Annotated in this window: 22 protein-coding genes; 10 read left to right on the forward strand and 12 right to left on the reverse strand. The window is 66.7% G+C overall.

Going from position 1 to position 22,075, the window contains the following annotated elements; all coding sequences use genetic code 11:
- The first annotated feature begins 110 nt into the window (after nucleotides 1-110).
- The 4 genes from trpC to lexA all read left to right on the forward strand — a co-directional run bounded on the left by trpC (nucleotide 111) and on the right by lexA (nucleotide 3,328).
- A complete protein-coding gene (gene trpC / locus G481_RS0110360) occupies nucleotides 111-923 on the forward strand; it encodes an indole-3-glycerol phosphate synthase TrpC (protein WP_028029961.1) in 813 nt (270 codons plus the stop codon).
- Nucleotides 924-1,394: a cyclic pyranopterin monophosphate synthase MoaC gene (moaC, locus tag G481_RS0110365; RefSeq protein ID WP_028029962.1), complete on the forward strand. Its 471-nt coding sequence runs from the start codon at nucleotides 924-926 to the stop codon at nucleotides 1,392-1,394.
- Nucleotides 1,391-2,572: a molybdopterin molybdotransferase MoeA gene (locus tag G481_RS0110370; protein WP_028029963.1), complete on the forward strand. Its 1,182-nt coding sequence runs from the start codon at nucleotides 1,391-1,393 to the stop codon at nucleotides 2,570-2,572. The genes moaC and G481_RS0110370 overlap by 4 nt, the downstream gene beginning before the upstream one ends.
- A 72-nt stretch (nucleotides 2,573-2,644) precedes the next feature.
- Nucleotides 2,645-3,328 carry a transcriptional repressor LexA gene (lexA, locus tag G481_RS0110375; RefSeq protein WP_028029964.1) on the forward strand — a complete coding sequence of 228 codons (684 nt, stop codon included), beginning with the start codon at nucleotides 2,645-2,647 and terminating at the stop codon, nucleotides 3,326-3,328.
- A 182-nt stretch (nucleotides 3,329-3,510) separates the two neighbouring features.
- On the opposite strand, the gene G481_RS23520 is transcribed toward lexA, so the two are convergent.
- The gene (locus tag G481_RS23520) at nucleotides 3,511-5,892 is read right to left on the reverse strand and encodes a ComEC/Rec2 family competence protein (protein ID WP_245594954.1); all 2,382 of its coding nucleotides are present in this window, start codon (nucleotides 5,890-5,892) and stop codon (nucleotides 3,511-3,513) included.
- Between the two features lie 85 nt (nucleotides 5,893-5,977).
- Here G481_RS23520 and gltX point away from each other — a divergent pair, with 85 nt between their 5' ends.
- The 5 genes from gltX (at nucleotide 5,978) to G481_RS0110405 (ending at nucleotide 10,830) form a co-directional block, all read left to right on the forward strand.
- On the forward strand, nucleotides 5,978-7,405 hold the full coding sequence (gene gltX, locus G481_RS0110385) for a glutamate--tRNA ligase (protein WP_028029965.1): 1,428 nt from the start codon (nucleotides 5,978-5,980) through the stop codon (nucleotides 7,403-7,405).
- 64 nt (nucleotides 7,406-7,469) lie between these two features.
- A complete protein-coding gene (gene gltA, locus G481_RS0110390) occupies nucleotides 7,470-8,765 on the forward strand; it encodes a citrate synthase (RefSeq protein ID WP_028029966.1) in 1,296 nt (431 codons plus the stop codon).
- Nucleotides 8,766-8,932: 167 nt separating this feature from the next.
- Nucleotides 8,933-9,277: a DMT family transporter gene (locus tag G481_RS0110395; RefSeq protein ID WP_028029967.1), complete on the forward strand. Its 345-nt coding sequence runs from the start codon at nucleotides 8,933-8,935 to the stop codon at nucleotides 9,275-9,277.
- The gene (locus G481_RS0110400) at nucleotides 9,274-9,822 is read left to right on the forward strand and encodes a TetR/AcrR family transcriptional regulator (RefSeq protein WP_028029968.1); all 549 of its coding nucleotides are present in this window, start codon (nucleotides 9,274-9,276) and stop codon (nucleotides 9,820-9,822) included. The genes G481_RS0110395 and G481_RS0110400 overlap by 4 nt, the downstream gene beginning before the upstream one ends.
- Before the next feature lie 54 nt (nucleotides 9,823-9,876).
- A complete protein-coding gene (locus tag G481_RS0110405; RefSeq protein WP_028029969.1) occupies nucleotides 9,877-10,830 on the forward strand; it encodes a magnesium transporter CorA family protein in 954 nt (317 codons plus the stop codon).
- Between the two features lie 32 nt (nucleotides 10,831-10,862).
- On the opposite strand, the gene G481_RS0110410 is transcribed toward G481_RS0110405, so the two are convergent.
- The 9 genes from G481_RS0110410 to G481_RS0110450 all read right to left on the reverse strand — a co-directional run bounded on the left by G481_RS0110410 (nucleotide 10,863) and on the right by G481_RS0110450 (nucleotide 18,211).
- Entirely contained in the window at nucleotides 10,863-12,200 is a 1,338-nt protein-coding gene (locus tag G481_RS0110410) for a glutamine synthetase family protein (protein ID WP_028029970.1), read from the reverse strand.
- A 5-nt stretch (nucleotides 12,201-12,205) separates the two neighbouring features.
- Nucleotides 12,206-13,057 (reverse strand): ABC transporter permease, encoded by an 852-nt coding sequence (locus G481_RS0110415; protein ID WP_028029971.1) that lies wholly within the window; start codon nucleotides 13,055-13,057, stop codon nucleotides 12,206-12,208.
- A complete protein-coding gene (locus G481_RS0110420; RefSeq protein ID WP_028029972.1) occupies nucleotides 13,054-13,938 on the reverse strand; it encodes an ABC transporter permease in 885 nt (294 codons plus the stop codon). Before G481_RS0110420 ends, G481_RS0110415 begins: the two co-directional genes overlap by 4 nt.
- A 52-nt stretch (nucleotides 13,939-13,990) precedes the next feature.
- Nucleotides 13,991-14,710: a transporter substrate-binding domain-containing protein gene (locus G481_RS0110425; RefSeq protein WP_028029973.1), complete on the reverse strand. Its 720-nt coding sequence runs from the start codon at nucleotides 14,708-14,710 to the stop codon at nucleotides 13,991-13,993.
- A 50-nt stretch (nucleotides 14,711-14,760) separates the two neighbouring features.
- Nucleotides 14,761-15,540 carry an ABC transporter ATP-binding protein gene (locus G481_RS0110430; RefSeq protein WP_051294461.1) on the reverse strand — a complete coding sequence of 260 codons (780 nt, stop codon included), beginning with the start codon at nucleotides 15,538-15,540 and terminating at the stop codon, nucleotides 14,761-14,763.
- Nucleotides 15,541-15,668: 128 nt separating this feature from the next.
- Nucleotides 15,669-16,118, reverse strand: coding sequence for a tellurite resistance TerB family protein (locus G481_RS0110435; RefSeq protein ID WP_028029975.1), 450 nt, complete (start codon nucleotides 16,116-16,118; stop codon nucleotides 15,669-15,671).
- Nucleotides 16,119-16,223: 105 nt separating this feature from the next.
- Nucleotides 16,224-16,517, reverse strand: coding sequence for a DUF1330 domain-containing protein (locus G481_RS0110440; protein WP_028029976.1), 294 nt, complete (start codon nucleotides 16,515-16,517; stop codon nucleotides 16,224-16,226).
- Nucleotides 16,517-17,392 (reverse strand): PhzF family phenazine biosynthesis protein, encoded by an 876-nt coding sequence (locus G481_RS0110445; protein WP_028029977.1) that lies wholly within the window; start codon nucleotides 17,390-17,392, stop codon nucleotides 16,517-16,519. The genes G481_RS0110440 and G481_RS0110445 overlap by 1 nt, the downstream gene beginning before the upstream one ends.
- Nucleotides 17,393-17,437: 45 nt before the next feature.
- Nucleotides 17,438-18,211: a 23S rRNA (adenine(2030)-N(6))-methyltransferase RlmJ gene (locus G481_RS0110450; RefSeq protein ID WP_028029978.1), complete on the reverse strand. Its 774-nt coding sequence runs from the start codon at nucleotides 18,209-18,211 to the stop codon at nucleotides 17,438-17,440.
- Between the two features lie 102 nt (nucleotides 18,212-18,313).
- Between G481_RS0110450 and G481_RS0110455 the strand changes: the two genes are divergently transcribed.
- Nucleotides 18,314-18,949: a TetR family transcriptional regulator C-terminal domain-containing protein gene (locus G481_RS0110455; protein WP_028029979.1), complete on the forward strand. Its 636-nt coding sequence runs from the start codon at nucleotides 18,314-18,316 to the stop codon at nucleotides 18,947-18,949.
- Nucleotides 18,950-19,023: 74 nt separating this feature from the next.
- Here the strand turns inward: G481_RS0110455 and G481_RS0110460 are convergent, their stop codons facing one another.
- Nucleotides 19,024-20,004, reverse strand: a complete 981-nt coding sequence (locus G481_RS0110460) for an LLM class flavin-dependent oxidoreductase (protein WP_028029980.1) — start codon at nucleotides 20,002-20,004, stop codon at nucleotides 19,024-19,026.
- On the reverse strand, nucleotides 20,001-22,022 hold the full coding sequence (locus G481_RS0110465; protein ID WP_028029981.1) for a M3 family metallopeptidase: 2,022 nt from the start codon (nucleotides 22,020-22,022) through the stop codon (nucleotides 20,001-20,003). The genes G481_RS0110460 and G481_RS0110465 overlap by 4 nt, the downstream gene beginning before the upstream one ends.
- Between the last annotated feature and the right edge of the window lie 53 nt (nucleotides 22,023-22,075).

Genomic DNA, 22,075 nt, shown 5'->3' on the forward strand with positions numbered 1-22,075 from the left:
GAGGGCAGACAGCCCTCCCTGGCGGGGAGCGCGAGGGGCTGGCCCCTCGCTTCCCCCAAGGCTTCCATTCCTGGCGCTCACGCGCTACTCACGAGGAAAGGAGACCGTCCATGACCACGATCCTCGACCGTATCAAGGCCTACAAGCTGGAAGAGGTCGCCGCCGCCAAGGCCGCGCTTTCGCTGTCCGACCTCCAGGATCAGGCCAAGGCGGCCCCCGCCCCGCGCGGCTTTGGCGCGGCGCTGACCCGTGCGGCCCAGAAAGGCTATGGCCTGATCGCAGAAATCAAGAAGGCCAGCCCGTCCAAGGGCCTGATCCGCCCCGATTTCGACCCGCCTTCGCTGGCCCGCGCCTATCAGGCCGGGGGCGCCGCCTGCCTTTCGGTGCTGACCGATGGCCCTTCGTTCCAGGGCGCGCCCGAATTCCTGACGGCCGCGCGAGAGGCCTGCGATCTGCCCTGCCTGCGCAAGGATTTCCTCTATGACCCCTGGCAAGTGCTCGAGGCGCGCGCCTGGGGGGCCGACTGCATCCTGATCATCATGGCCTCGGTCGATGATGCCCTGGCCGAAGAGCTGGAAACCACCGCGATGGATCACGGCATGGATGTGCTGATCGAAATCCACGACCGCGCGGAACTCGACCGGGCGCTGCGGCTCAAATCACCGCTGATCGGCATCAACAACCGCAACCTGCATACGTTCGAAACCAGCCTCGACGCCACGCGCGATCTGTCGCGCCGGGTGCCCGAGGATCGTCAGGTCGTCTCGGAAAGCGGGCTGTTCACGCCGGACGATCTGGCCGACATGGCACAATACGGGGTGCGGCGCTTCCTGATCGGCGAATCGCTGATGCGGCAGGCAGATGTCGAGGCTGCAACCCGCGCGCTGCTGGCCCGGCCGCTGACGGCACATGGCGGGGTCTAGATGCTGACGCATTTCGACACCAAGGGTCAGGCCCATATGGTCGACGTGTCGGACAAGGCCGTCACCGCACGCACCGCCATAGCCCGGGGCGCGGTGCGGATGACCGCCGACACCCTTGCCCTTGTCACCGAAGGCCGCGCCGGCAAGGGCGATGTGCTGGGCGTTGCACGGCTGGCCGGGATCATGGGGGCCAAGCGGACCTCGGATCTGATCCCGCTGTGCCACCCGCTGCCCGTCACCAAGGTCTCGGTCGAGCTGACCCCCGACCCTGCCCTGCCCGGCATCCGCATCGAGGCCACCGTCAGGACCACCGGCCAGACCGGCGTCGAGATGGAGGCGCTGACCGCCGTGTCGGTCGCCGCCCTGACGATCTATGACATGCTCAAGGCGGCCGAAAAGGGCATGGAGATCGGCGCGATCCACCTTGCCATGAAAGAGGGCGGCAAGTCCGGCCGCTACGAGGCGCCATGATCCCGGTGGCCGAGGCACTGGCGCGCATCCTGTCCCTCGCCGGGCCTCTGGGGACCGAAACGGTTCCGCTTTCCCAGGCTTCGGGCCGCGTGCTGGCGGCCGATGCCGTGGCGCGCCGCGCCCAGCCGCCCTTTGCGGCTTCGGCGATGGATGGCTATGCGCTGGCCGACCCCCCTGCCCCCGGTCAGGTCTATCGCGTGATCGGCACCGCCCAGGCAGGGGCCGCCTATGGCGGATCGGTCGGCCCCGGACAGGCGGTGCGCATCTTCACCGGCGCGCCGGTGCCGCAAGGCGCCACCAACGTGGTCATTCAGGAAGACGTGACGCGCGACGGTGCGCGCATCATCATTGCCGAAACCCTTGGCGATGGCCCGAACATCCGCCCGGCCGGGGCCGATTTCGCCGCCGGCCACCGCCTTGCTGCGCCCCGGCGCCTGCGGCCCGCCGATCTGGCATTGCTGGCCGCGATGAACTGCTCGGACCTGACGGTCACCCGCCGGCCCGAAGTTGCCTTCATCGCCACCGGGGACGAGCTGGTCATGCCGGGCGAGGTGCCGGGGCCGGACCAGATCGTCGCCTCGAACATCTTTGCCCTCAAGGCCATGGCCGAGGCCGAAGGCGCCCGCGCCCGCATCCTGCCCATTGCGCGCGACAGCGAAGCCGCGCTTGCCCAGATGCTGGACATGGCACGCGGCGCCGATGTCATCGTCACGATCGGCGGCGCCTCGGTCGGCGATCACGATCTGGTGGCAAAGGTCGCGGCGGCCTCGGGCATGCAGCGCGCCTTCCACAAGATCGCCATGCGCCCCGGCAAGCCGCTGATGTCCGGGCGGCTGGGGGATGCGGTCATGCTGGGCCTGCCTGGCAATCCGGTCTCGGCCATCGTCTGCGGGCATCTGTTCCTGCTACCGCTGCTGCGCGCGCTGCAAGGCCTGCCCGATCCCGCGCCGCGCCCCTTGCAGGCCCGGCTTGCCTGCGATGTGCCGGCGAACGGGCAGCGCGCGCATTACATGCGCGCCTCTCTCGCCCAGGGTGATGGCCTGCCGCTGATCGACCCGTTCCCCGATCAGGACAGCGGCCGCCTGACCCCGCTGGCCGAGGCTTCGGCCCTGCTGATCCGGCCTGTGGGCGATCCGGCACGCCTGGCGGGAACCCCGGTCGACTACTTCCCCTTGTAGACCCGAGCCGGGTTGACACAAAACGGGAACGGTGACAGAACATAGCGGAACCTTTTGTCGCGGGGCGCCGGGATGCTGACACGCAAACAGCTGGAACTGCTCGATTTCATTCGCCTGCGGATGGAGGCGGATGGCGTCCCCCCCTCGTTCGACGAGATGAAGGATGCGCTGGATCTGAAATCCAAATCGGGCATTCACCGGCTGATCACGGCGCTTGAGGAACGTGGCTTCATTCGCCGTCTGGCCCACCGCGCCCGAGCCATCGAAATCGTCAAGCTGCCCGAGGCAATGGAAAAGCCCGGCTTCCGCCCCCGGATCGTGGCCGAAACGCCGCCCCCCCCGCCCGGCGCCCTGCCGGTCGAGGCGATCCATGCGATGGAACTGCCGGTCATGGGCCGCATCGCCGCCGGTGTCCCGATCGAGGCGATCAACCATGTCTCGCATCACATCGCCGTGCCCGGCTCGATGCTGTCGGGCAATGGCCAGCACTATGCGCTTGAAGTGCGCGGGGATTCGATGATCGAGGCCGGGATCAACGATGGCGACGTCGTGGTGATCCGCGAACAAACCACGGCCGAGAACGGCGACATCGTGGTCGCTCTGGTCGAGGATCAGGAGGCAACCTTGAAACGCTTCCGCCGCCGCGGCGGCATGATCGCGCTCGAGGCGGCAAACCCGGCCTATGAAACCCGCGTCTACCCTGACCACGCCGTCAAGGTGCAGGGGCGTCTGGTCGGCCTGATCCGCACCTATTGATCCTGGTGTGGCAACCGGCGGCCGCGACGGTCGGGTCTGGCCGATGCGCGTTCGTCGGTCCGGATGTATCCTCCGGGGATCAGCGTGCACGACCACAATGGGGGGCTGTCCCCGCGTGTTGGCCTTGTGTTGAACGGCCCGAGGGTCGGCCCCTGCCCCCCGGGGGGGGGCAGGCGATACCATCAGCGAAAGTTGGCCGGGGTGATGCGGCGCTCGGCCTGATCTTTAGCGGCGGCCAGCGCAAGATTTGACCGAACAGCGGGCTTCGGCGGGCCGTCTTTGACCGCGCCACACCTCAAGGCTGTGCAAGTGTCACCTGACCGGCGGGCGCTTGCTTCTGCTGACCGCAGAGCGGTCTGAGCCGTTTCGCCAGCGGGTCGCGCGACAGTGACCTGCTTTGGCCGCGCTTGACCCGTGGGCCGACTGTCGGGGGCCGAAGGCTGGCGATCCTGCACCAGGGGCGGGCGGGGCTTTGCCTCGGCAACCTGCGGCATCGGTGCTGTCCAGTCGATATCTGCGGTCCCCGGCGCGGGCGCCATGCCGGACCATCGGCGCGGCGACAGGGGGCGGGTCGCATGGATGACCAGCCCGCCCTGGCCGTTCGGCCGGATCGCCAGCGGTCCGGTGCGCGCCAGACGGGTCTGGTCGATCACCCGGCAACCGGCGGGCGGTGGCTGCGCCAGCCGGGCGGCGATCACCACCAGATCAACCTCGGCGCAGACGGCCGGCAGGCGGTCCGGTGCCGACTTGCCGGTCAGCACCGCGCCGCGCACCCCGGCCAGAGCGAATCGCCGATCCCCCTTGGCACCGGAAAAGCCGGGCCGCGCAGCCGCCCCCTCTTGCCCGGCGGGATCGCCATCGTTTTCCAGCCAGGTGCGGGCCGCGAACCCGTTGCCGCGCGGGGTGGACAGCGCCCGCCCCTCTGGCCCCATCAGCCCGGCCAAGCCGCCATCCGAGGCGATCAGCAGCACAGGCCGATCCCCGTGCCACAGCAGCAGCGCGGCCAGAACCGGCAGCAGGCCCGCAGCTCGCGCGCGCCCGCGCAGCAACACCAGCGCGGCGCCCCCCAGACCCATCACCGGCAGAACCCAGGGCGCGGGCGAGGCAATCATGGTGACCGCCCCCTCCCACCCCGCCACCATGCGGGCAATGGCCAGGATTGCGCCCGTCCCCAGTTCCAGCAGCCACAGTACCGGCGCAGCCAGCCCCAAGGGCGCCAGCACCGCCGACAGCACCGCCGCCGGCATCACCAGCACCCCCATCAGCGGCGAAGCCAGCAGGTTGGCCACCAGCCCGTAATCGGTGAACCTGTTGAAATGCACCGCAGCAAAGGGCGCCGAGGCAAAGCCCGCCAGCACCGAGGACAACAGCAGCACGGCCACCGGCCGCAGCCAGCCCGGCAACCGCCCCGGCGGCGCCAGCCGGTTGAACAGCTCAAATCCCGAGACCAGGGCGGCCGTCGCGGCAAAGGACATCTGGAACCCCGGCTCTGCCACTGCCTCGGGCTGAACCAGCATGATCACGACCGCCGCCATGGCGACCGATCGCAGCGAAATCGCCCGCCGATCCAGCAGCACGGCCCCCAGCATCAGGGCGACCATGACAAAGGCGCGCGTGGTGGCCACATCGCCCCCCGACAGCACCAGATAGACCGCCGCCACCGCCAGCGCGACCACCGCCGCCACCTTGCGCGCCGGAATGCGCAGCGCCAGCGGCGGGATCAGTGCAAGCCCGCCCCGCAAGGCCCCAAAGACAAAGGCCGCCAGCAGCCCCATATGCACCCCGGAAATCGACACAAGGTGATAGAGGCTGGAATCGCGCAGCGCCTGCACCGCCTCGGCCCCCATGCCGGACCGATCGCCCGTCATCATCGCGGCGGCAAAGGCGCCCGGCTCGCCGGGAATTGCGGCTTGCAAGGCCGCCGACAGATACATCCGCATCCGCGCAACCTGCGCATCCCACAGCCCGGGCGGCGACTGCGCCAAGGCAGGCGTGCGCGTATAGCCCACCGCCCCCAGCCCGCGAAACCAGGCCAGGCGCTGAAAATCGAAGCCGCCAGGTTCCACGGCACCTTCGGGCGGCGAAAGATGCGCGGTCATCATCAGCCGCATCCCTGGCTGCGGATCGAAAAACCCTTGCACCCCATGCAGCGACACCCGCACCCGCCCCGGCGTGCGATCCGGCGGCACCCGTTCCAGCACCACCCGGTCCAGCGTCAGGCGCAGCTGATCCGATTGCGAGCGGTCAATGTCGATCACCCGCCCCTCGACCGGGCCATAATAGCGAAACCCCAGCACGGGCGCCGCCACCAGATCAGACCGCGCCCCGGCCAGCAAAAACCCCATCGCGGCCGCCAGAACGGCCGCCCCTGCCGGTTGCCAGACCGCCAGCGGCGAGAGCCAGACCAGCGCCCCCGCCAGCGCGAGGCCAAAGGCGCCCCAATAGGCCAGCCAAGGTTCGCCCGGCCACGATAGCCAGATCCCTATGCCGACCGCCATGCAGACCGGCACCCACGGGAACAGCCGCCCCCGTTCCGCCAACAGCCAGTTGCCCAGCCGGCCCACTTGCCGCGCCCCCCGCGATTGCCTAGACAGGCGTCGATCCTGGACCACAATGGTTTCCCGAAGGTTAATTCCGAAAGGCCCGCCCATGCCCGGCCCCTCCGACCGCCCCGTCGTCACCCGCTTCGCCCCCTCGCCCACGGGCTATCTGCATATTGGCGGCGCGCGCACCGCGCTGTTCAACTGGCTCTATGCCCGCGGCCGGGGCGGCAAGTTCCTGCTGCGGATCGAGGATACCGACCGCGAACGGTCCACGCCCGAGGCAACGGCGGCAATCCTGCAAGGCATGGAATGGCTGGGCCTTGACTGGGATGGCGAGGCGATCAGCCAGTTCGAGCGCGCGCCCCGTCACGCCGAGGTGGCGCATGAGATGCTGGCACGCGGCAAGGCCTACAAGTGCTTTTCCACCCCCGAGGAGATCAACGCCTTCCGCGAGGCGGAAAAGGCCGCCGGCCGCTATCCGGTGTTCCTGTCGCCCTGGCGCGATGCCGATCCGGCGACCCACCCCGACGCCCCCTATGTGATCCGCATGAAGGCCCCCCGCGATGGCGAGACCGTGATCCAGGACGCGGTTCAAGGCGAGGTGCGGGTCAAGAACGAGAACCTTGACGACATGATCGTCCTGCGGTCCGACGGAACGCCGGTCTATATGCTGGCGGTGGTGGTCGATGACCATGACATGGGCGTCACCCATGTGATCCGCGGCGACGATCACCTCAACAACGCGTTCCGTCAGCAGATGGTCTATGACGCGATGGATTGGGAGGTGCCGGTCTGGGCGCATATACCACTTATTCACGGTCCGGATGGCAAGAAGCTGTCAAAGCGGCATGGAGCGGTGGGTTTGCACGACTACGCGGCAATGGGCTATCCGGCGCAGGCGATGCGCAATTACCTGTGCCGTCTGGGCTGGGCGCATGGCGATGACGAATTCTTCACCGATGCCCAGGCCATCGAATGGTTCGATCTGACGGGAATCGGCCGCGCCCCGGCCCGGCTGGATTTCAAGAAGCTGGAGAATCTGTCGGGCCAGCACATCGCCAGCATGGACGACGCCGCGCTGCTGCACGAATTGCAGGCATATCTGCGCGCCGCCGGACGCGATCCGTTGAGCGATGCACAGTCAGGTCTCATGCTGCGCGCAATGCCCTCGCTGAAGGAACGGTCCAAGACCTTCCCGGAACTCCTTGACAAGGCTGCATTTGTGACCGTTTCGCGCCCGATTTCGCCAGAGCCGAAGGCGCTGGCCGCGCTGGATGCGGTATCCCGTGGTATACTGTCGGAATTGACGCCGCGCCTGCAAACTGCTACTTGGTCGCGCGAGACGCTCGAGGCTGTGGTAGCGGAAACAGCTGCCGCTCACGGGCTGGGAATGGGCAAGATTGCAGCGCCGCTGCGTGCAGCGCTGGCTGGTCGGACCGTCACACCCAGCGTCTTCGATATGATGCTGGTCATCGGCCGGGAAGAAACGATGGCGCGGCTTGCGGAGGCTGCGGTTTGGCCGGAAACGGCCTGACCCCTCCGTGCGGGAATGAGCTTTCGCAGGGGCTGTTGCCCCGGCACCTAGAAGAGGGACCAGAATGCCGACACCGATCAAGACCGCCAAGCTGACCATCGACGACAAGAGCTATGACCTGCCGATGTATGCGCCGACGGTCGGGCCCGATGTCCTCGACATCGGCAAGCTGTATGGCCAGGCCGACGTCTTCACCTTTGACCCCGGCTTCACCTCGACCGCGGCCTGCGAATCCACCATCACCTATATTGATGGCGACAAGGGCGAGCTGCTCTATCGCGGCTACCCGATCGAACAGCTGGCGGAACAGTCGCATCACCTCGAGGTCTGCTACCTGCTGCTGTACGGAGAGCTGCCGAACAAGGAGCAGATGATCGACTTCGAAAATCGTGTGACCCGTCACACGATGGTGCATGAACAGATGCACAACTTCTTCCGCGGCTTCCGCCGCGATGCGCATCCGATGGCCACCATGGTGGGCGTCGTCGGCGCGATGTCGGCCTTCTATCACGATTCGACCGACATCAACGATCCGTGGCAGCGCGAGGTCGCGGCGATCCGCATGATCGCCAAGATCCCGACGATCGCGGCGATGGCCTACAAGTATTCGGTCGGCCAGCCCTTCGTCTATCCGAAGAACGACCTGAGCTATGCGGGCAACTTCCTGCGCATGTGCTTCTCGGTCCCGGCCGAGGAATATGTCGTCAACCCGATCCTCGAAAAGGCCATGGACCGCATCATGATGCTCCATGCCGACCATGAACAGAACGCCTCGACCTCGACTGTGCGTCTGGCCGGCTCGTCGGGCGCCAACCCGTTCGCCTGCATCGCGGCCGGCATCGCCTGCCTGTGGGGGCCGGCCCATGGCGGCGCCAACCAGGCGTGCCTGGAAATGCTGCGCGAGATCGGCACCGTGGATCGCATCCCGGAATTCATCGCCCGCGCCAAGGACAAGAACGATCCGTTCCGCCTGATGGGCTTTGGCCACCGCGTCTACAAGAACTTTGACCCGCGCGCCAAGGTGATGAAGCAGTCGGCCGACGAGGTGCTGGATCTGCTGGGCATCCACGACAACGAAACGCTCAAGGTCGCCAAGGAGCTGGAGCGGATCGCGCTGGAAGACCCCTACTTCATCGAGAAGAAGCTCTATCCGAACGTCGACTTCTACTCGGGCATCATCCTCGAGGCGATGGGCTTCCCGACCGCGATGTTCACCCCGATCTTTGCGCTGTCGCGTGCGGTGGGCTGGATCGCCCAGTGGAAAGAGATGATCTCGGATCCGGCGGGCAAGATCGGCCGTCCGCGTCAGCTGTATGTCGGCGCGCCGAAGCGCGACTATGTGGCGGTCGAAGGCCGCTGAGGCACCGGACAGTTCCAACGAAAGGCCCTGCTTTTGCAGGGCCTTTTGCTTTTGCCCTGCCCTGATCTGCCTGCACGGCAACGGACCCTGTGGTCAGCGCGGCGTGCCCTCTTGACCGAAGCGATGAAACCGACCAGATGGTCGGTATCTTTCTGACAGGTCGAATCATGCCGTCCATCCTGCAATCCTGGGCCGCGCTTGGCGTGGCCATCGTTCTTGAAGTCGCCGGGTCTTCGTTCCTGCTGAAATCGGAACAGTTCACGCGGTTGCTGCCCTCGGCCATGACGCTGCTGCTGTATGCGCTGGCCTTCTACACGCTGTCCTTTGCGCTGCGGCACATTCCGCTGGGCGTGGCCTATGCGATCTGGTCGGGGGTCGGCATCATCCTGACGGCGCTGATCAGCGTGTTCGTGTTTCGCCAAAGCCTGGATCTGGCGGCGATTGTCGGCATCGGCTTCATCATGACGGGCGTCATCATCATGAACGCCTTCTCGCAGGCCGCCGCGCATTGAGCGGGGCACATCACCGCCGCAAGCAGCCCGAACTGGTGCGGGCCGCCATCCTGGCCGAGGCCGGCGCGCTGGCTGCGCGGATCGGAGTTCAGGCGCTGACGGTGCAGGCGGTGGCCGAGGCGGCCGGCGTCACCAAGGGCGGCCTTTTGCACCACTTTCCCAGCAAGGACTTGCTGGTGCGCGCCTTGCAGGCCGCCGCGATCGAGGGGTTCGAGACTGCGGTCGAGGCCTGCATGGCCGCCGATCCCATCGCCCATGGTCGCTTTACGCGCGCCTATGTGCGCACCTGTCTGGACGGCGCCAGTGATGGCCCCTCGCCCACGCTGATCGCCGCGCTTTGGGCCGATCCGGTGCTGCGGCGCGACTGGTATGACTGGATGGCCCGGCAAGAGGCCCGGCACGCCGCCACCGATGGCAGCGCCGAGTTGCAACAGATCCGCTTTGCGGCCGATGGCATCTGGCTGGCGCTGACCAATGGCCTGGATACCAGCGGCTGGGTCGATCGGCTGATCGCCGGAACAGGCGCCGGGCGATCCGCCACTTGACCTTTGGGCCCCGGCCCCGGATCGTTCCGGCAAGACCCTTGAAACGGTGCCCCGATGCTTTACGCCTATCGCCCCGATGGCCCGCGCCTTGAACGCCTTGCCCATGACGCAGCCCTGGACGATGCGCTGTGGATCGACCTTTACCGGCCCATGCCGGCACAGGTCGAGGCGGTCGTGGCCCTGGGGATCGAGGTGCCGACCCTTGCCGACATGGAAGAGATCGAGATCTCGAACCGGCTCTATCGTGACAATGGCATCGACTACATGACCGTGGTGCTGCCCGGAACCGACGTGCATGGCGAACAGCTCACGGGTCCGGTCACCTTCATCCTGGCGCAGAACCGGCTGGTGACGGTGCGCCACCACAATCCCCGCCCGTTCGAGACCTATCCCGCCCGCGCCGAAAAGGTCGGTCCCGGATGCGGCCAGGCCAGCGACATCCTGCTTGGCCTGATCGAGGAAATCATCGGGCGGCAGGCCGACCTGCTGGAGGCCGTGGGCAAGACGCTGGACGCCGCCAGCCGCCGGGTGTTCCACGAGGATCCGGGCACCGATGTCGGCCCGCTGCGCGACCTTTTGCGCAGCACGGGAATGGAGAATGAACGCATCGGACGGGTTCGGCTGGGCCTTCTGACGCTGGAACGTGCGCTTGGCTTTCTGGAACAGTCGCCCGAGCCCCTGCCCAAGAAATCCCTTGGCACCATCAAGGCCCTGCGCCGTGACATCGCCGCGCTATCGGTTCATGCCGACTTTCTGGGAACCCGGGTCGAGATGGCCAGCGATGTGACGCTGGGGATCATCAACATTGGCCAAAGCCAGACGACCAAGACCGTCTCGGTCGTCGCGGTGATCTTCATGCCGCCGACGCTGGTGGCCTCGGTCTACGGGATGAACTTTCGCATCATGCCGGAACTTGATTGGGCCTGGGGCTATCCTGGCGCGCTGGGGCTGATGCTGGCCTCGGCCGTCGGGGCCTATCTGTTCTTCCGCTGGCGCCGCTGGCTGTAGGGCAGAGCCGGGCACGGCTCTGCCCCCCAGGGTCAGACGGTATCCAGATACAGCTCGACCTGCTCTTCTGGCGTCAGCTCGGCCATGTAATGCAGCTCTTGCCGCTTGGTCAGGATGTAGTTGCGCACAAGTTCGGGGGCAAACATCCGGGCGATGATCGGGGAATGTTCAAAGGCGTCGATCGCGCCCGCCCAGGTCGCGGGCAATTGCGACAGGCCTTCAGTCGCATAGGCATTTCCGGTCACCGGGGGCGGCGCCTCCATCCCGTCCTCGATCCCGATCAGCGCGGAGCCCAGGATCGCGGCCAGCATCAGATAGGGGTTCACATCGCCCCCCGCGACCCGGTGTTCGATCCGCCGCGCCGAGGGGCTGCCCGAGGGCACCCGGATCGCCACGGTGCGGTTTTCATACCCCCAGCAGATCGCGGTGGGGGCATGGGCATCGGGAACCAGCCGTTCATAGCTGTTGGCATGGGGGGCAAAGACCAGCGCACTGTCATGCATCCCGGCCAGGCAGCCGGCGACGGCGCTGCGCAGTATGGCCGTGCCCTCGGGTCCGCCATTGTCAAAGACATTGCGCCCGGCACTGTCCAGCAAGCTGAAGTGCGTGTGCAGCCCGCTGCCGGAATATTCGGGATAGGGCTTGGCCATGAAGCTGGCCGCAAAACCGTGGCGCCGCGCAAGGCCCTTGACCAGCATCTTGAACAGCCAGGCATCATCGGCCGCCCGCAAGGCATCATCCTGATGCATCATGTTGATCTCGAACTGGCCAAGGCCCGTCTCGCTGATCGCGGTGTCGGCGGGAATGTCCATCGCCTCGCAGGCATCATAAAGATCGGTGAAGAACACGTCGAACGCATCCAGCGCCCGGATGCTCAGCGTTTCGGCCGCCTTGCGCCGCTTGCCCGACCGCGGCGAGGGCGGCACCTGCAAGGTCTTGCCGCTATCGTCGATCAGGAAGAATTCCAGCTCCATCGCCACCACCGGCGTCAGGCCATGGGTGCGGTAGCGATCCACCACCGCACGCAGGGCATGGCGCGGGTCGCCATCATAGGGCTGGCCATTTTCGCGGAACATCCAGATCGGCAACAGGCCGGTCGGCGCCTCGAGCCAGGGCATCGGCATGAAGCCGCGCTCGGTCGGGCGCAGGATGCCATCGGCATCGCCCTGTTCGAACACCAGCGGGCTATCGTCGATATCCTCGCCCCAGATGTCGAGGTTCATCACCGACATCGGAAAACGCGTGCCGTTCTTGATGACGTTTTCGGCGAAACGTGCCGGAATGCGCTTGCCGCGCGCCTGGCCGTTCAGATCGGCCGCAGCAACGCGGATGGTGCGCACATCGGTATGTTTGCGCAGCCAGTTGGACAGGTCTTTCATCGAATGATCTGCGGCCGGATGCGGAGCTTCGGCCGCACCTCCTTTGGCAGATGCCGGTTGAGCCGCCGGTTCACCGCGCCGAACAGCGCAGTGATCACAAGGGTCGCCAGGATGAAATAGGCGGCAATGATCGGATAGGCGACGAAGGGGTTGAAGGTCTGAGTCGCGAAATAGCTGGCGTAATAGAGCGCATCGCCCGATTGCTGCCAGGCCGGAAAGCCGGAAAAGAACACCAGCGTCGTGGCGTGGAACAGAAAGATCGCCTCGTTCGTATAGCTGGGCCAGGCCAGCCGCAGCATGGTCGGCCAGGTGATGCGGCGAAACCGCGACCAGCCCGACAGGCCATAGGCATCCGCCGCCTCCATGTCGCCGCGCGGCACCGACCGCAACGCACCATAAAAGATTTCCGCCGTATAGGCCGAGGTATTGAGGAACAGCACGATCAGCGCCCCCAGCCAGGCCCGCGTCAGCCAGCCGGTCGACACCGACAGTTCGACCGGGCCAAGGGCCAGGGTGCCCGTGACCTTTGGCACGATCTGGAAGAACTCGTAGGCAAAGAAGAACTGGATGAACAAGGGCGAGCCGCGAAAGACAAAGATGAACGCCCGCGCCGGCCGCGACAGCCAAGGGTGCTCGCTGCCCTTGGCGACCGCGATGGCCGTTGCAAGGCCAAAGCCCAGCACCACCGCCAGCAGCGCGAAATAGACGTTCCACAACATCCCCGAGCCGATCAGCACCACCTGATCGCACAGGGTGATGTCGGCGCCCTTGGGCAACAGAGTGGCCCCGAAATCGCGCCCCAGCGCGCGCAGGCCATATTCGGTCAGGGATTCGGCACAGGTTCTCATGCTGCACCCGCCTTGCGCAGCGCCTCGCCCGAGGCGGTGGCCTGCCCGACGGACAGCCGCATCTGAAGCCGCCCCAGCACCTTTTCGCTACCCCAGGTCAGCAGCAGGTAGAAACACAGCAGCGCCAGGAAATACCACACCCGCCAGTCTGGATGCGGATAGGCATAGATCTGCGTCTTGGAACTGCCCAGCTCGCGCGCCCAGTAGACGATATCCTTGATGCCCAGCAGGAACAGCAGCGGCGTGGCCTTGATCAGGATCATCCACAGGTTCGACAGGCCCGGCAGCGCATAGACCCACATCTGCGGCAAGATCACCCGGCGAAACGCCTGCGCGGGCGACATGCCATAGGCCTCGGCGGTTTCCACCTGCGCACGCGGCACGGCATCCATGGCGCCCTTCAGCGTGTTGGCGGCAAAGGCCCCGAACACCAGCGCAAAGGCCAGCAGCGCCAGCACAAAGGCATAGGCATCATGGGCGACCTTGGGCGCGCTTGACAGCGGCACCTTGGCCTGCGGACAGACGACGAAATCATTGCCCTGACGCACCGGCTCGGTCCAGTCGGGGCATAGCGTGACATGCATCAGATATTCCAGCCCCTGATCCACCGCAATCGGCACGAACAGGAAGAAGACAATATCGGGCACACCGCGCACCATGGCGATATAGCCCTTGCCCAGCAAAGCCACCGGCAGCACATGCGAGCGCGCCATCACCGCCCCGCCAAAGCCGAAGCCCAGCGCCGCCGGCGCCGCCAGCGCCAGCAGCAGCAGCACCGTCAGCACCGACCAATACATGGACAGATGCGTGCCCGAGGTCAGGTAGCACGCGAACCACGCGGCACCTTCGAGCGACTTGGGATCGGCGCAGACTTCGAACATCGGAGCGGACTTCCGTAAGGGAGGGGCGCCGCACGGGCGCCCCTGCCGGGGATCAGAACTTCGGCGAGTCCGGGCCGAACCACTTCTCGATCAGGGCGTTCAGCGTGCCGTCGGCCTTCATCGTGCCGATGGCGGCATCGAACTTGCCGCGCAGCTCGGTGTCGGACTGGCGCAGGCCCATGCCCACACCGCCGCCCAGCGCAACGTCCTCGCCGACGAACATCAGCGCGCCGCCGGATTCCTCCACGAACGGCTTGAGGAAGTCCTTGTCGGCAAAGACCGCATCGGCCTCGCCGTTGCGGACCGCGCCGATGGTTTCATCCGGCGTTGCAAATTCCACCAGCGTCGCGCCGGTCTCGGCCACATGGCCCGCCTGGATCGTGCCGGTCTGCGCCGCGATCACGCCCTTCAGGTCGGCATCCTTCGACAGCGCCACATAGGACGAAGCCGCCGGGGGCGTGTAGTTCTGGGTGAACGAGATCACCTTGGCGCGTTCCTCGGTGATCGACATGCCGGCGATGATCGTGTCGTAGTTGCCTGCGGTCAGGTTCGGGATGATCGAATCCCAATCCGTCGTCACCCATTCGCAGGTCAGGCTGGCGCGCTTGCACAGCTCGTCGCCCAGTTCCCGCTCGAACCCGTCGACCTGACCCTTGTCGTTGATGAAGTTGAAGGGCGGATAGGCGCCCTCGGTGCCCATCCGCACCGTCTGTGCCAGGGCGGCGGTCGCACTCAGCGCCAGCACGCCCAGGGTCAGTGCAAGTTTCTTCATGTTCCCCTCACGTTTGTTATGGTTGGTGACGTCTTGTGTGGTTGGCGCAATCAATGCGCCATGGTCGCGGACAGGAACTGCCGCAGCCGTTCCGATTTCGGCGCGCCGAACAGATCGGCCGGTGCCCCCTGTTCCTCGATCAGCCCCTGATGCAGGAAGATGACATGGTCGCTGACATCGGCGGCCATCTTCATGTCATGCGTCACGATCAGCATGGTGCGCCCTTCGTCGGCCAGGGCCTTGATGACCTTGACGACTTCCTGCTCCAGCTCGGGGTCCAGCGCGCTGGTCGGCTCGTCGAACAGGATGGCGCGGGGCTCCATGCACAGGGCGCGGGCAATGGCGGCGCGCTGCTGCTGGCCGCCCGACAGCTGCGCGGGCCAGGCGTCGGCCTTGTCGGCGATCCCGACCTTGGCCAGATATTGGCGGGCCTTGCTCTCGACCTCAGCGCGGTCACGGCCCTGAACGGTCAGCGGCGCTTCCATCACGTTTTGCAAGATGGTCAGATGGGACCACAGGTTGAACTGCTGGAACACCATCGACAGGTTGGTGCGGATGCGGCGCACCTGCGCCTTGTCCGCCGGGTGACGGTGCAGCCCCTCGCCCCGCCAGCGCACAGGTTCACCTTCAAAGATCACATCGCCTTGCTGGCTGTCCTCCAGCAGGTTGCAGCAGCGCAGCAGCGTGGATTTGCCAGACCCCGACGAGCCGATCAGCGACACCACATGCCCGCGCGGCGCAACCAGATCGACGCCTTTCAGCACCTCAAGGTTGCCATAGGCCTTGTGCAGGCCGCGAATCTCGATCACCGGCGCGGTTGCGGTGGTCACGATATCCCCGTTGTCTTGTTCTCGTTACACCCAATAGGGCCGATCCGGGACGTTATTGCAACGAGGATTCTGCCGGTTCCGACCGCCGGAGTCCAAAAATTGATCAATTTACGCGACGGAAGGCTAGCCTACGGGCGCGCCAGGGCCCGCTCGGCCCGCTGCCGCGCCAGCCCCGAGTCCGCATCCGTCACGCCCAGCAGCGAAACCACCAGCCGCATCAGCCGGTCCTCCTCGGCATCGCGGCCCCCGTCGGCCAGCGCCACCGACCACAGCGCCTCGATCAGCCCCAGCCGGTCCTCCAGCACCACGGCCGCCTTGAGCGCGCGGGTAAAGCGCACGGTATCCGGCGCGCCCGCCTCCAGCGCCTCGGCCTCGGCCCGCAATCTGGCGACGCCGTCGGCATCAAGGCCGAACCGCGCCCCCAGCACCCGGTCGATCCGCGCCACTTCCGCCGCCGAATAGTCCCCGTCCGAGCGCGCAAGCCGCACCATCAGCGCCGCCAGCGCGAGCCGTGCCTCGTCCGCCGGCAAAGGTGCAGGCTCGGGCGCGGCCAGCCATTGCAGCAACCGTTTCACCATGAACGCACTCCCAACCTATGCCGTTTCATCTGTCCGGAAATATCCCGGGGGGGCGCCGCAAGGCGCGGGGGGCTGGCCCCCCTGCCCCGCTTGCCCCATGGGCACTCAGCCATCCCAGCCTTCGACGATCACCAGATCGCCCGACGACACCGGATCGCGCAGCGCCTTGGCCGCCTGATATTCGGGACTGTCATAGCAGGCCCGCGCAGTCTCGATGCTGTCGAACTCGATCACCACCGTGCGCGCCTTGGCAGCGCCTTCGCGCACCTCCTGCGCCCCGCCCCGCACGATGAACCGCGCGCCATATTTGGCAAAGGCCACCGCATTCGCCTGTCGATAGGCCTCATAGGCCTGCGGATCGCGCACATCGACATGAGCCACCCAATATCCCTTGGCCATCATCCCCTCCGTTCCGGCACCCGGATGCGCCCCTCGGCCACCCGCACCGCCCGTCCTGCCACACGCGCTGCCACCAGCGCACCATCCTTCACGACCGCTGTCAGGCGCAAGCGGCTGGGCCGCCCCATCTCGACGCCTTGATCAATCGTGAAGACCGTCTCGCCCTCGTCCAGCGCGCCCTGCCCGTGCAAGACTGCGGCAAAGACCGCAGTCGCCGATCCGGTCGCCGGATCCTCGGGCACGCCTGCACCGGGGGCAAACATCCGGGCCCGGACCGTCCGCGCCCCGGTCCAGCACCAGACCCACATCTTGCCCGGCGCACCGGCGCGACCCAGATCAGACCATGCCGGCTCCAGCGGCCGTGCTGCGGCCAGCGCCTCCAGTGTGGCGACCTCGGGGAACAGAAACCGCGAGCCGCCTTCGCACAGCGCCACGCTGCGCAGCTGGGGCAACCCCAGCGCCGCCGCCACCAGCCCGGCATCGGGCACCGCACCGGCGGCAAAGGGCACCACGGGCGCCGTGAACTCGGCCATCGGCACCGCGCCGCTGCCCAGGGTCACCGGCACAAGGCCCGCCCGTTCCTCCAGAACCAGCTGCCCGTCAATTCCGCGCACCCCCGCCAGAAGCACCGCGCAGCCGATGGTCGGATGACCCGCGAACGGGATCTCGGCCAGCGGCAGAAAGATCCGCACCTTGGCGGCATGCGCCGGATCATCCGGGGTCTGGACAAAGATCGTCTCGGACAGGTTGAACTGGCGGGCGATGGTCTGCATCTGCCAGTCCTCCAGACCATCCGCCCCAAGAACGACCGCAAGCGGGTTCCCGGTAAACGGCTGATCGGTAAAGACATCAAGAATATGATAGTCCAACTGCATCTTGCAGCCTCCTGACCCGACCAGATGTCGGAAAATACCAAGTCGCTAGGCGTTGAAAAGCGCCGAAATCCGCGCCGCCTCCTCTGCCATCCCCCATGCGGGATTGATGACGAACATCCCCGACCCGACCATCCGGTGCCCCGGACGCACCGGGGCAAAGTGCACCTCATGGCGCAAGGCGTCAGGATGGGCCGCCACCAGCCGCTCCAGCATCGGCCGATGCGCGCCGCCCGTCAGGATCGGATACCACAGCATGATGACGCCCACCGGCCATTTGCGGGCAATGCTGCCGATCACCGAGGGCAGGCGGTCGTAATCGTCCTTCACCTCATAGGAGGGGTCGATCATCAGGACCCCGCGCCGCGGGGTTGGCGGGCACATCGACAGCGCCATCGCCAGCCCGTCCTCGCGCCGGATATCGGCATAGACCGACGACATCGCCTCGCGCAGCGCGGCATGTTCGCGCGGGTGCAACTCGGCCAGGACGATCTTGTCAAAGGGGCGCAGCAGCAGCCCGGCGATCAGCGGCGATCCCGGATAGGCCGCCGGCCCCGCCACCTTGCGCACCGCATCAAGGCACCGGCGATACGGATGATCGGGGGCAAAGCCCTGCTCCATCCGCGCGATGCCGGCCGCCGCCTCGCCCGTCTTGACCGCCTCGGGGGCATCCAGCTGGTAAAGCCCCCGCCCCGAATGGGTTTCCATATAGGTCAGCGGCTTGTCCTTGGCGGTCATGTAGTCCAGCAGCCACGCCAGCAAGGCATGCTTCTGAACGTCGGCCGGATTTCCGGCATGATAGATGTGCTGATAGGACAACATTCCCCAGCCCTAGCGCCTTGCCCCGACTTGGGCAAGCCGCAGCGCTTTCGGCTTGCGCGGCGCAACGCCCCGGTCCACCTTTCGGCCAAAGGACCGCACGACATGACCCGCCCCAGACCCCGGACTCGCATCCAGCAAAAGAACCGCGAAACCATCCTCGCCGCCGCGCTGGACGTCTTTTCGCAACAGGGCTTCCGGGGCGCCACGCTGGACCAGATCTCCGAGGCGGCAGGGCTGTCGAAACCGAACCTGCTCTATTACTTCCCCTCGAAAGAGGCGATCCACGCCGAACTGCTCGACAATTTGCTCGACATCTGGCTGCAACCCTTGCGCGATCTCGACCCGATGGGCGAGCCGATGACGGAACTGCTGCGCTATGTCCGCCGCAAGCTGGACATGAGCCGCGACATGCCGCGCGAGAGCCGCCTGTTTGCCAACGAGGTGCTGCAAGGCGCCCCGCGCATCGGCGCCCAGCTCAATGGCCCGCTCAAGGCGCTGGTCGACGAAAAGGCCGCCGTCTTGCAAGAGTGGATGGACGATGGCCGGCTTTCCGCCGTGCCGCCGCAACATCTGCTGTTCTCGATCTGGGCGCTGACCCAGCATTACGCCGATTTCGACATGCAGGTCCGCGCCGTCCTTGGCCCCGACCACGACCCGTTCGACGAGGCAGGCGCCTTTCTCGACACGCTGTTCCGCCGCCTGCTTGCCCCGGACCGCAGCCGCCCCCCTTCGCCTTGAACCAAATATCCTGCGGGGGGAATGGCCTTGGCCCTGCCAAGGCCATGGGGGGCGCAAAGCCCCCCCTCTGCCGCTTACAACCCGCGCAAGACCTCGGCCGCGATCTCATAGCTGCGCTTGCGCGCACCATGGTCATACATCTGCGTTGCCAGGATCACCTCGTCCGGCCGCAGATCGCCCGTCAGCCGCTCGACTTCCGCGCGCAGCGTCGCGGGCCCGCCCGTCGCCGCGCAGGACAGCGCATGATCCACCCCCGCCCGTACCGAAGGCGGGATCCGCGCCTCGATATCACGCACCGGCGGCTGCAACCGCCCAGGCCGCCCCAGCCGCAGATTGGCAAAGGTCTGCTGCATCGAGGTGCGCAGGAACTTCGCCTCTTCGTCGGTATCGGCCGCAAAACAGCCCATGCCCATCGCAAAATAGGGCTTGTCGAGCCACACCGAGGGCCGGAACTGCGCCCGATAGACCGCCGCCGCCTGATGCAGGAAATCCGGGGCGAAATGGCTGGCAAAGGCATAGGGCAGCCCCAGATACGCCGCCAGCTGCGCCCCAAAGGTCGAAGACCCCAGGATCCACACTGGCACATGCGTGCCCTCGCCCGGAAAGGCATGAACGGGGCCATCGGGGTTGTCGCCAAGGAACCCCAGCAATTCGACCACATCGTCCGGGAAGGTATCCGCCCCCGCCATGTAACGGCGCAGCGCCCGCGCCGTCGCCTGATCGGTCCCCGGCGCGCGGCCAAGGCCCAGGTCGATCCGCCCCGGATACAGCATCGCCAGCGTGCCGAACTGTTCGGCCACCACCAGCGGCGCATGGTTGGGTAGCATGATACCCCCCGCCCCGACCCGGATCGTCCGGGTCGCCGCCGCCACATGCTGGATCGCCAGCGCCGTTGCCGCACTGGCAATGCCGGGCATGTTGTGATGTTCGGCCAGCCAGTAGCGGGTATAGCCCAGCCCTTCGGCATGGCGCGCGAGGTCGGCGGAATTGTTCAGCGCATCGGCGACAGTGCTGCCTTCGGGCACCGGCGCCAGATCAAGGACCGAAAATTTCATGCGGCCACCTCCAGCAGCCCGCGGCCTTTCAGCAGCGCCTCGGGCCCCGGCATCCGGCCCCGGAAGGCAGTATACAGCGCATCCGCCTCGACCGATCCGCCCTTGGACAGGATGAACTCAAGAAGCCTTGCCGCCGTGGCCGCGTCAAAGGCGCTGCCCTGGTCTTCGAACGCCTCGAAGGCGTCGGCGTCCATCACCTCGGACCACATGTAGCTGTAATAGCCCGCCGCATAGCCGCCGCCCGAAAAGACATGGCCGAAATGCGGGGTGGCATGGCGCATGACAATCGCGCGCGGCATCCCCAGCCCGTCCAGCACCTCGGCCTGCCGCGCCATCGGATCGGCCGGCGGCACGCCTTCGTGGAACGCCATGTCAACCAGCGCCGAGGCAACATATTCGACCGTCGCAAAGCCCTGATCATAGGTCTGGGCCGCCAGCAGACGCTCGCGCAGATCGGCCGGCATCGCAGCACCAGTCTGCCAGTGGCGGGCATGACGCTCCAGCACCTCGGGCACCGACAGCCAGTGTTCATACAGCTGGCTTGGCAGTTCCACGAAATCGCGCGCCACATTGGTGCCCGACAGCGAGCCATAGGTCACATCCGACAGCATCCCGTGCAGCGCATGGCCAAATTCGTGGAACAGCGTGCGCGCATCGTCCCAGGACAGCAACGCCGGGCTGCCCTTGACGAAGTTGCACACATTCACGATCACCGGCCGCTCGGCCCCGCCAAACTTGCGCTGCCCCCGAAACGACGACATCCAGGCCCCCGAGCGTTTCGAGGGCCGCGCAAAATAATCGCCGATGAACACGGCCACATGGTCGCCCGCGCGCGTCACCTCCCACGCCCGCGCATCAGGGTGATACAGCGGCACATCCAGCGCCTTGAACTCCAGCCCGAACAGCCGGTGCGCACAATCAAAGGCCGCCGCGATCATCGCATCGAGCGACAGATAGGGCTTCAGCGCCGCCTCATCCAGATCGTGCTCGGCGCGGCGGCGGCGTTCGGAATAATAGCGCCAGTCCCAAGGTTCCAGATCGCCGTTGATCCCGTCGGCATGCATCATCGCGGTCAGGATGGCGCCGTCCGCCTCGGCCCGCGCCTTGGCAGGCGCCCAGACCCGCATCAGCAGATCGCGCACCGCGCCCGGCGCGCGTGCCATCTCGGTTTCCAGCTTGTAGGCGGCAAAATCCGGATAGCCCAGCAGTTGCGCCCGCTCATGCCGGATCGCCAGCGTCTCTGCGGCAATGCCGCGGTTGTCGGTCGCCCCGCCATTCTCGCCGCGCGCGGCCCAGGCCCGGAACGCCCGTTCCCGCAGATCGCGGCGGGGCGAGAATTGCAAGAACGGCACGATCAGCGACCGGCCCAGCGTGATCACCGGCCCCGGCCGGCCCCGCTCGGCCCCCGCATCGCGGGCGGCGGTCACAACAAACTCGGGCAGGCCCTCCAGATCGGCCTCGGTCAGGTCCATGAACCAGTCCCGCTCATCGGCCAGCAGGTTTTGCGCGAACTGCGTGCCCAGGACGGCCGCGCGCTCGTTCAGCACCTTCATCCGCGCCGCCCCCTCGGGCGCCAGCGCCGCCCCCGCCCGCACAAAGCCGCGCCGCGTCAGCTCCAGCAGCCGCGCCTGCTCGGGCGTCAGGTCCAGGGCATCCCGCGCCTGCCACACCGCCTCGACCCGGGCAAACAGCGCCGGGTTCAGCACCTTCTCGCTGCTATAGGCCGCCAGTTTCGGTGCCAGCTCGCGCTGCAGCGCCTCGCGCGCCGGGGTGCTGTCGGCCCCGACAAGGTTGAAGAACACCGAGGCCACACGGTCCAGCCGTTCCTCGGCCAGTTCCATCGCCTCGATCGTATTGGCAAAGCTTGCAGGTTCGGGATTGGCGGCAATCGCGGCCACATTCGCCCGCGCCTCGATCAGCGCCGCCTCAAAGGCCGGCGCGAAATCCTCGTCCCGGATCGCGGCAAAGGGCGGCAGATCGAAGGGCACCCCCGAAGGCGCCAGCAGCGGATTGGTCATGGCAGATCTCCTTTGGCAGGAAACCTAGGCTCTTGGCGGCCCGCTTGAAACCC

Source organism: Gemmobacter nectariphilus DSM 15620, assembly GCF_000429765.1.
GTDB lineage: Bacteria > Pseudomonadota > Alphaproteobacteria > Rhodobacterales > Rhodobacteraceae > Wagnerdoeblera > Wagnerdoeblera nectariphila.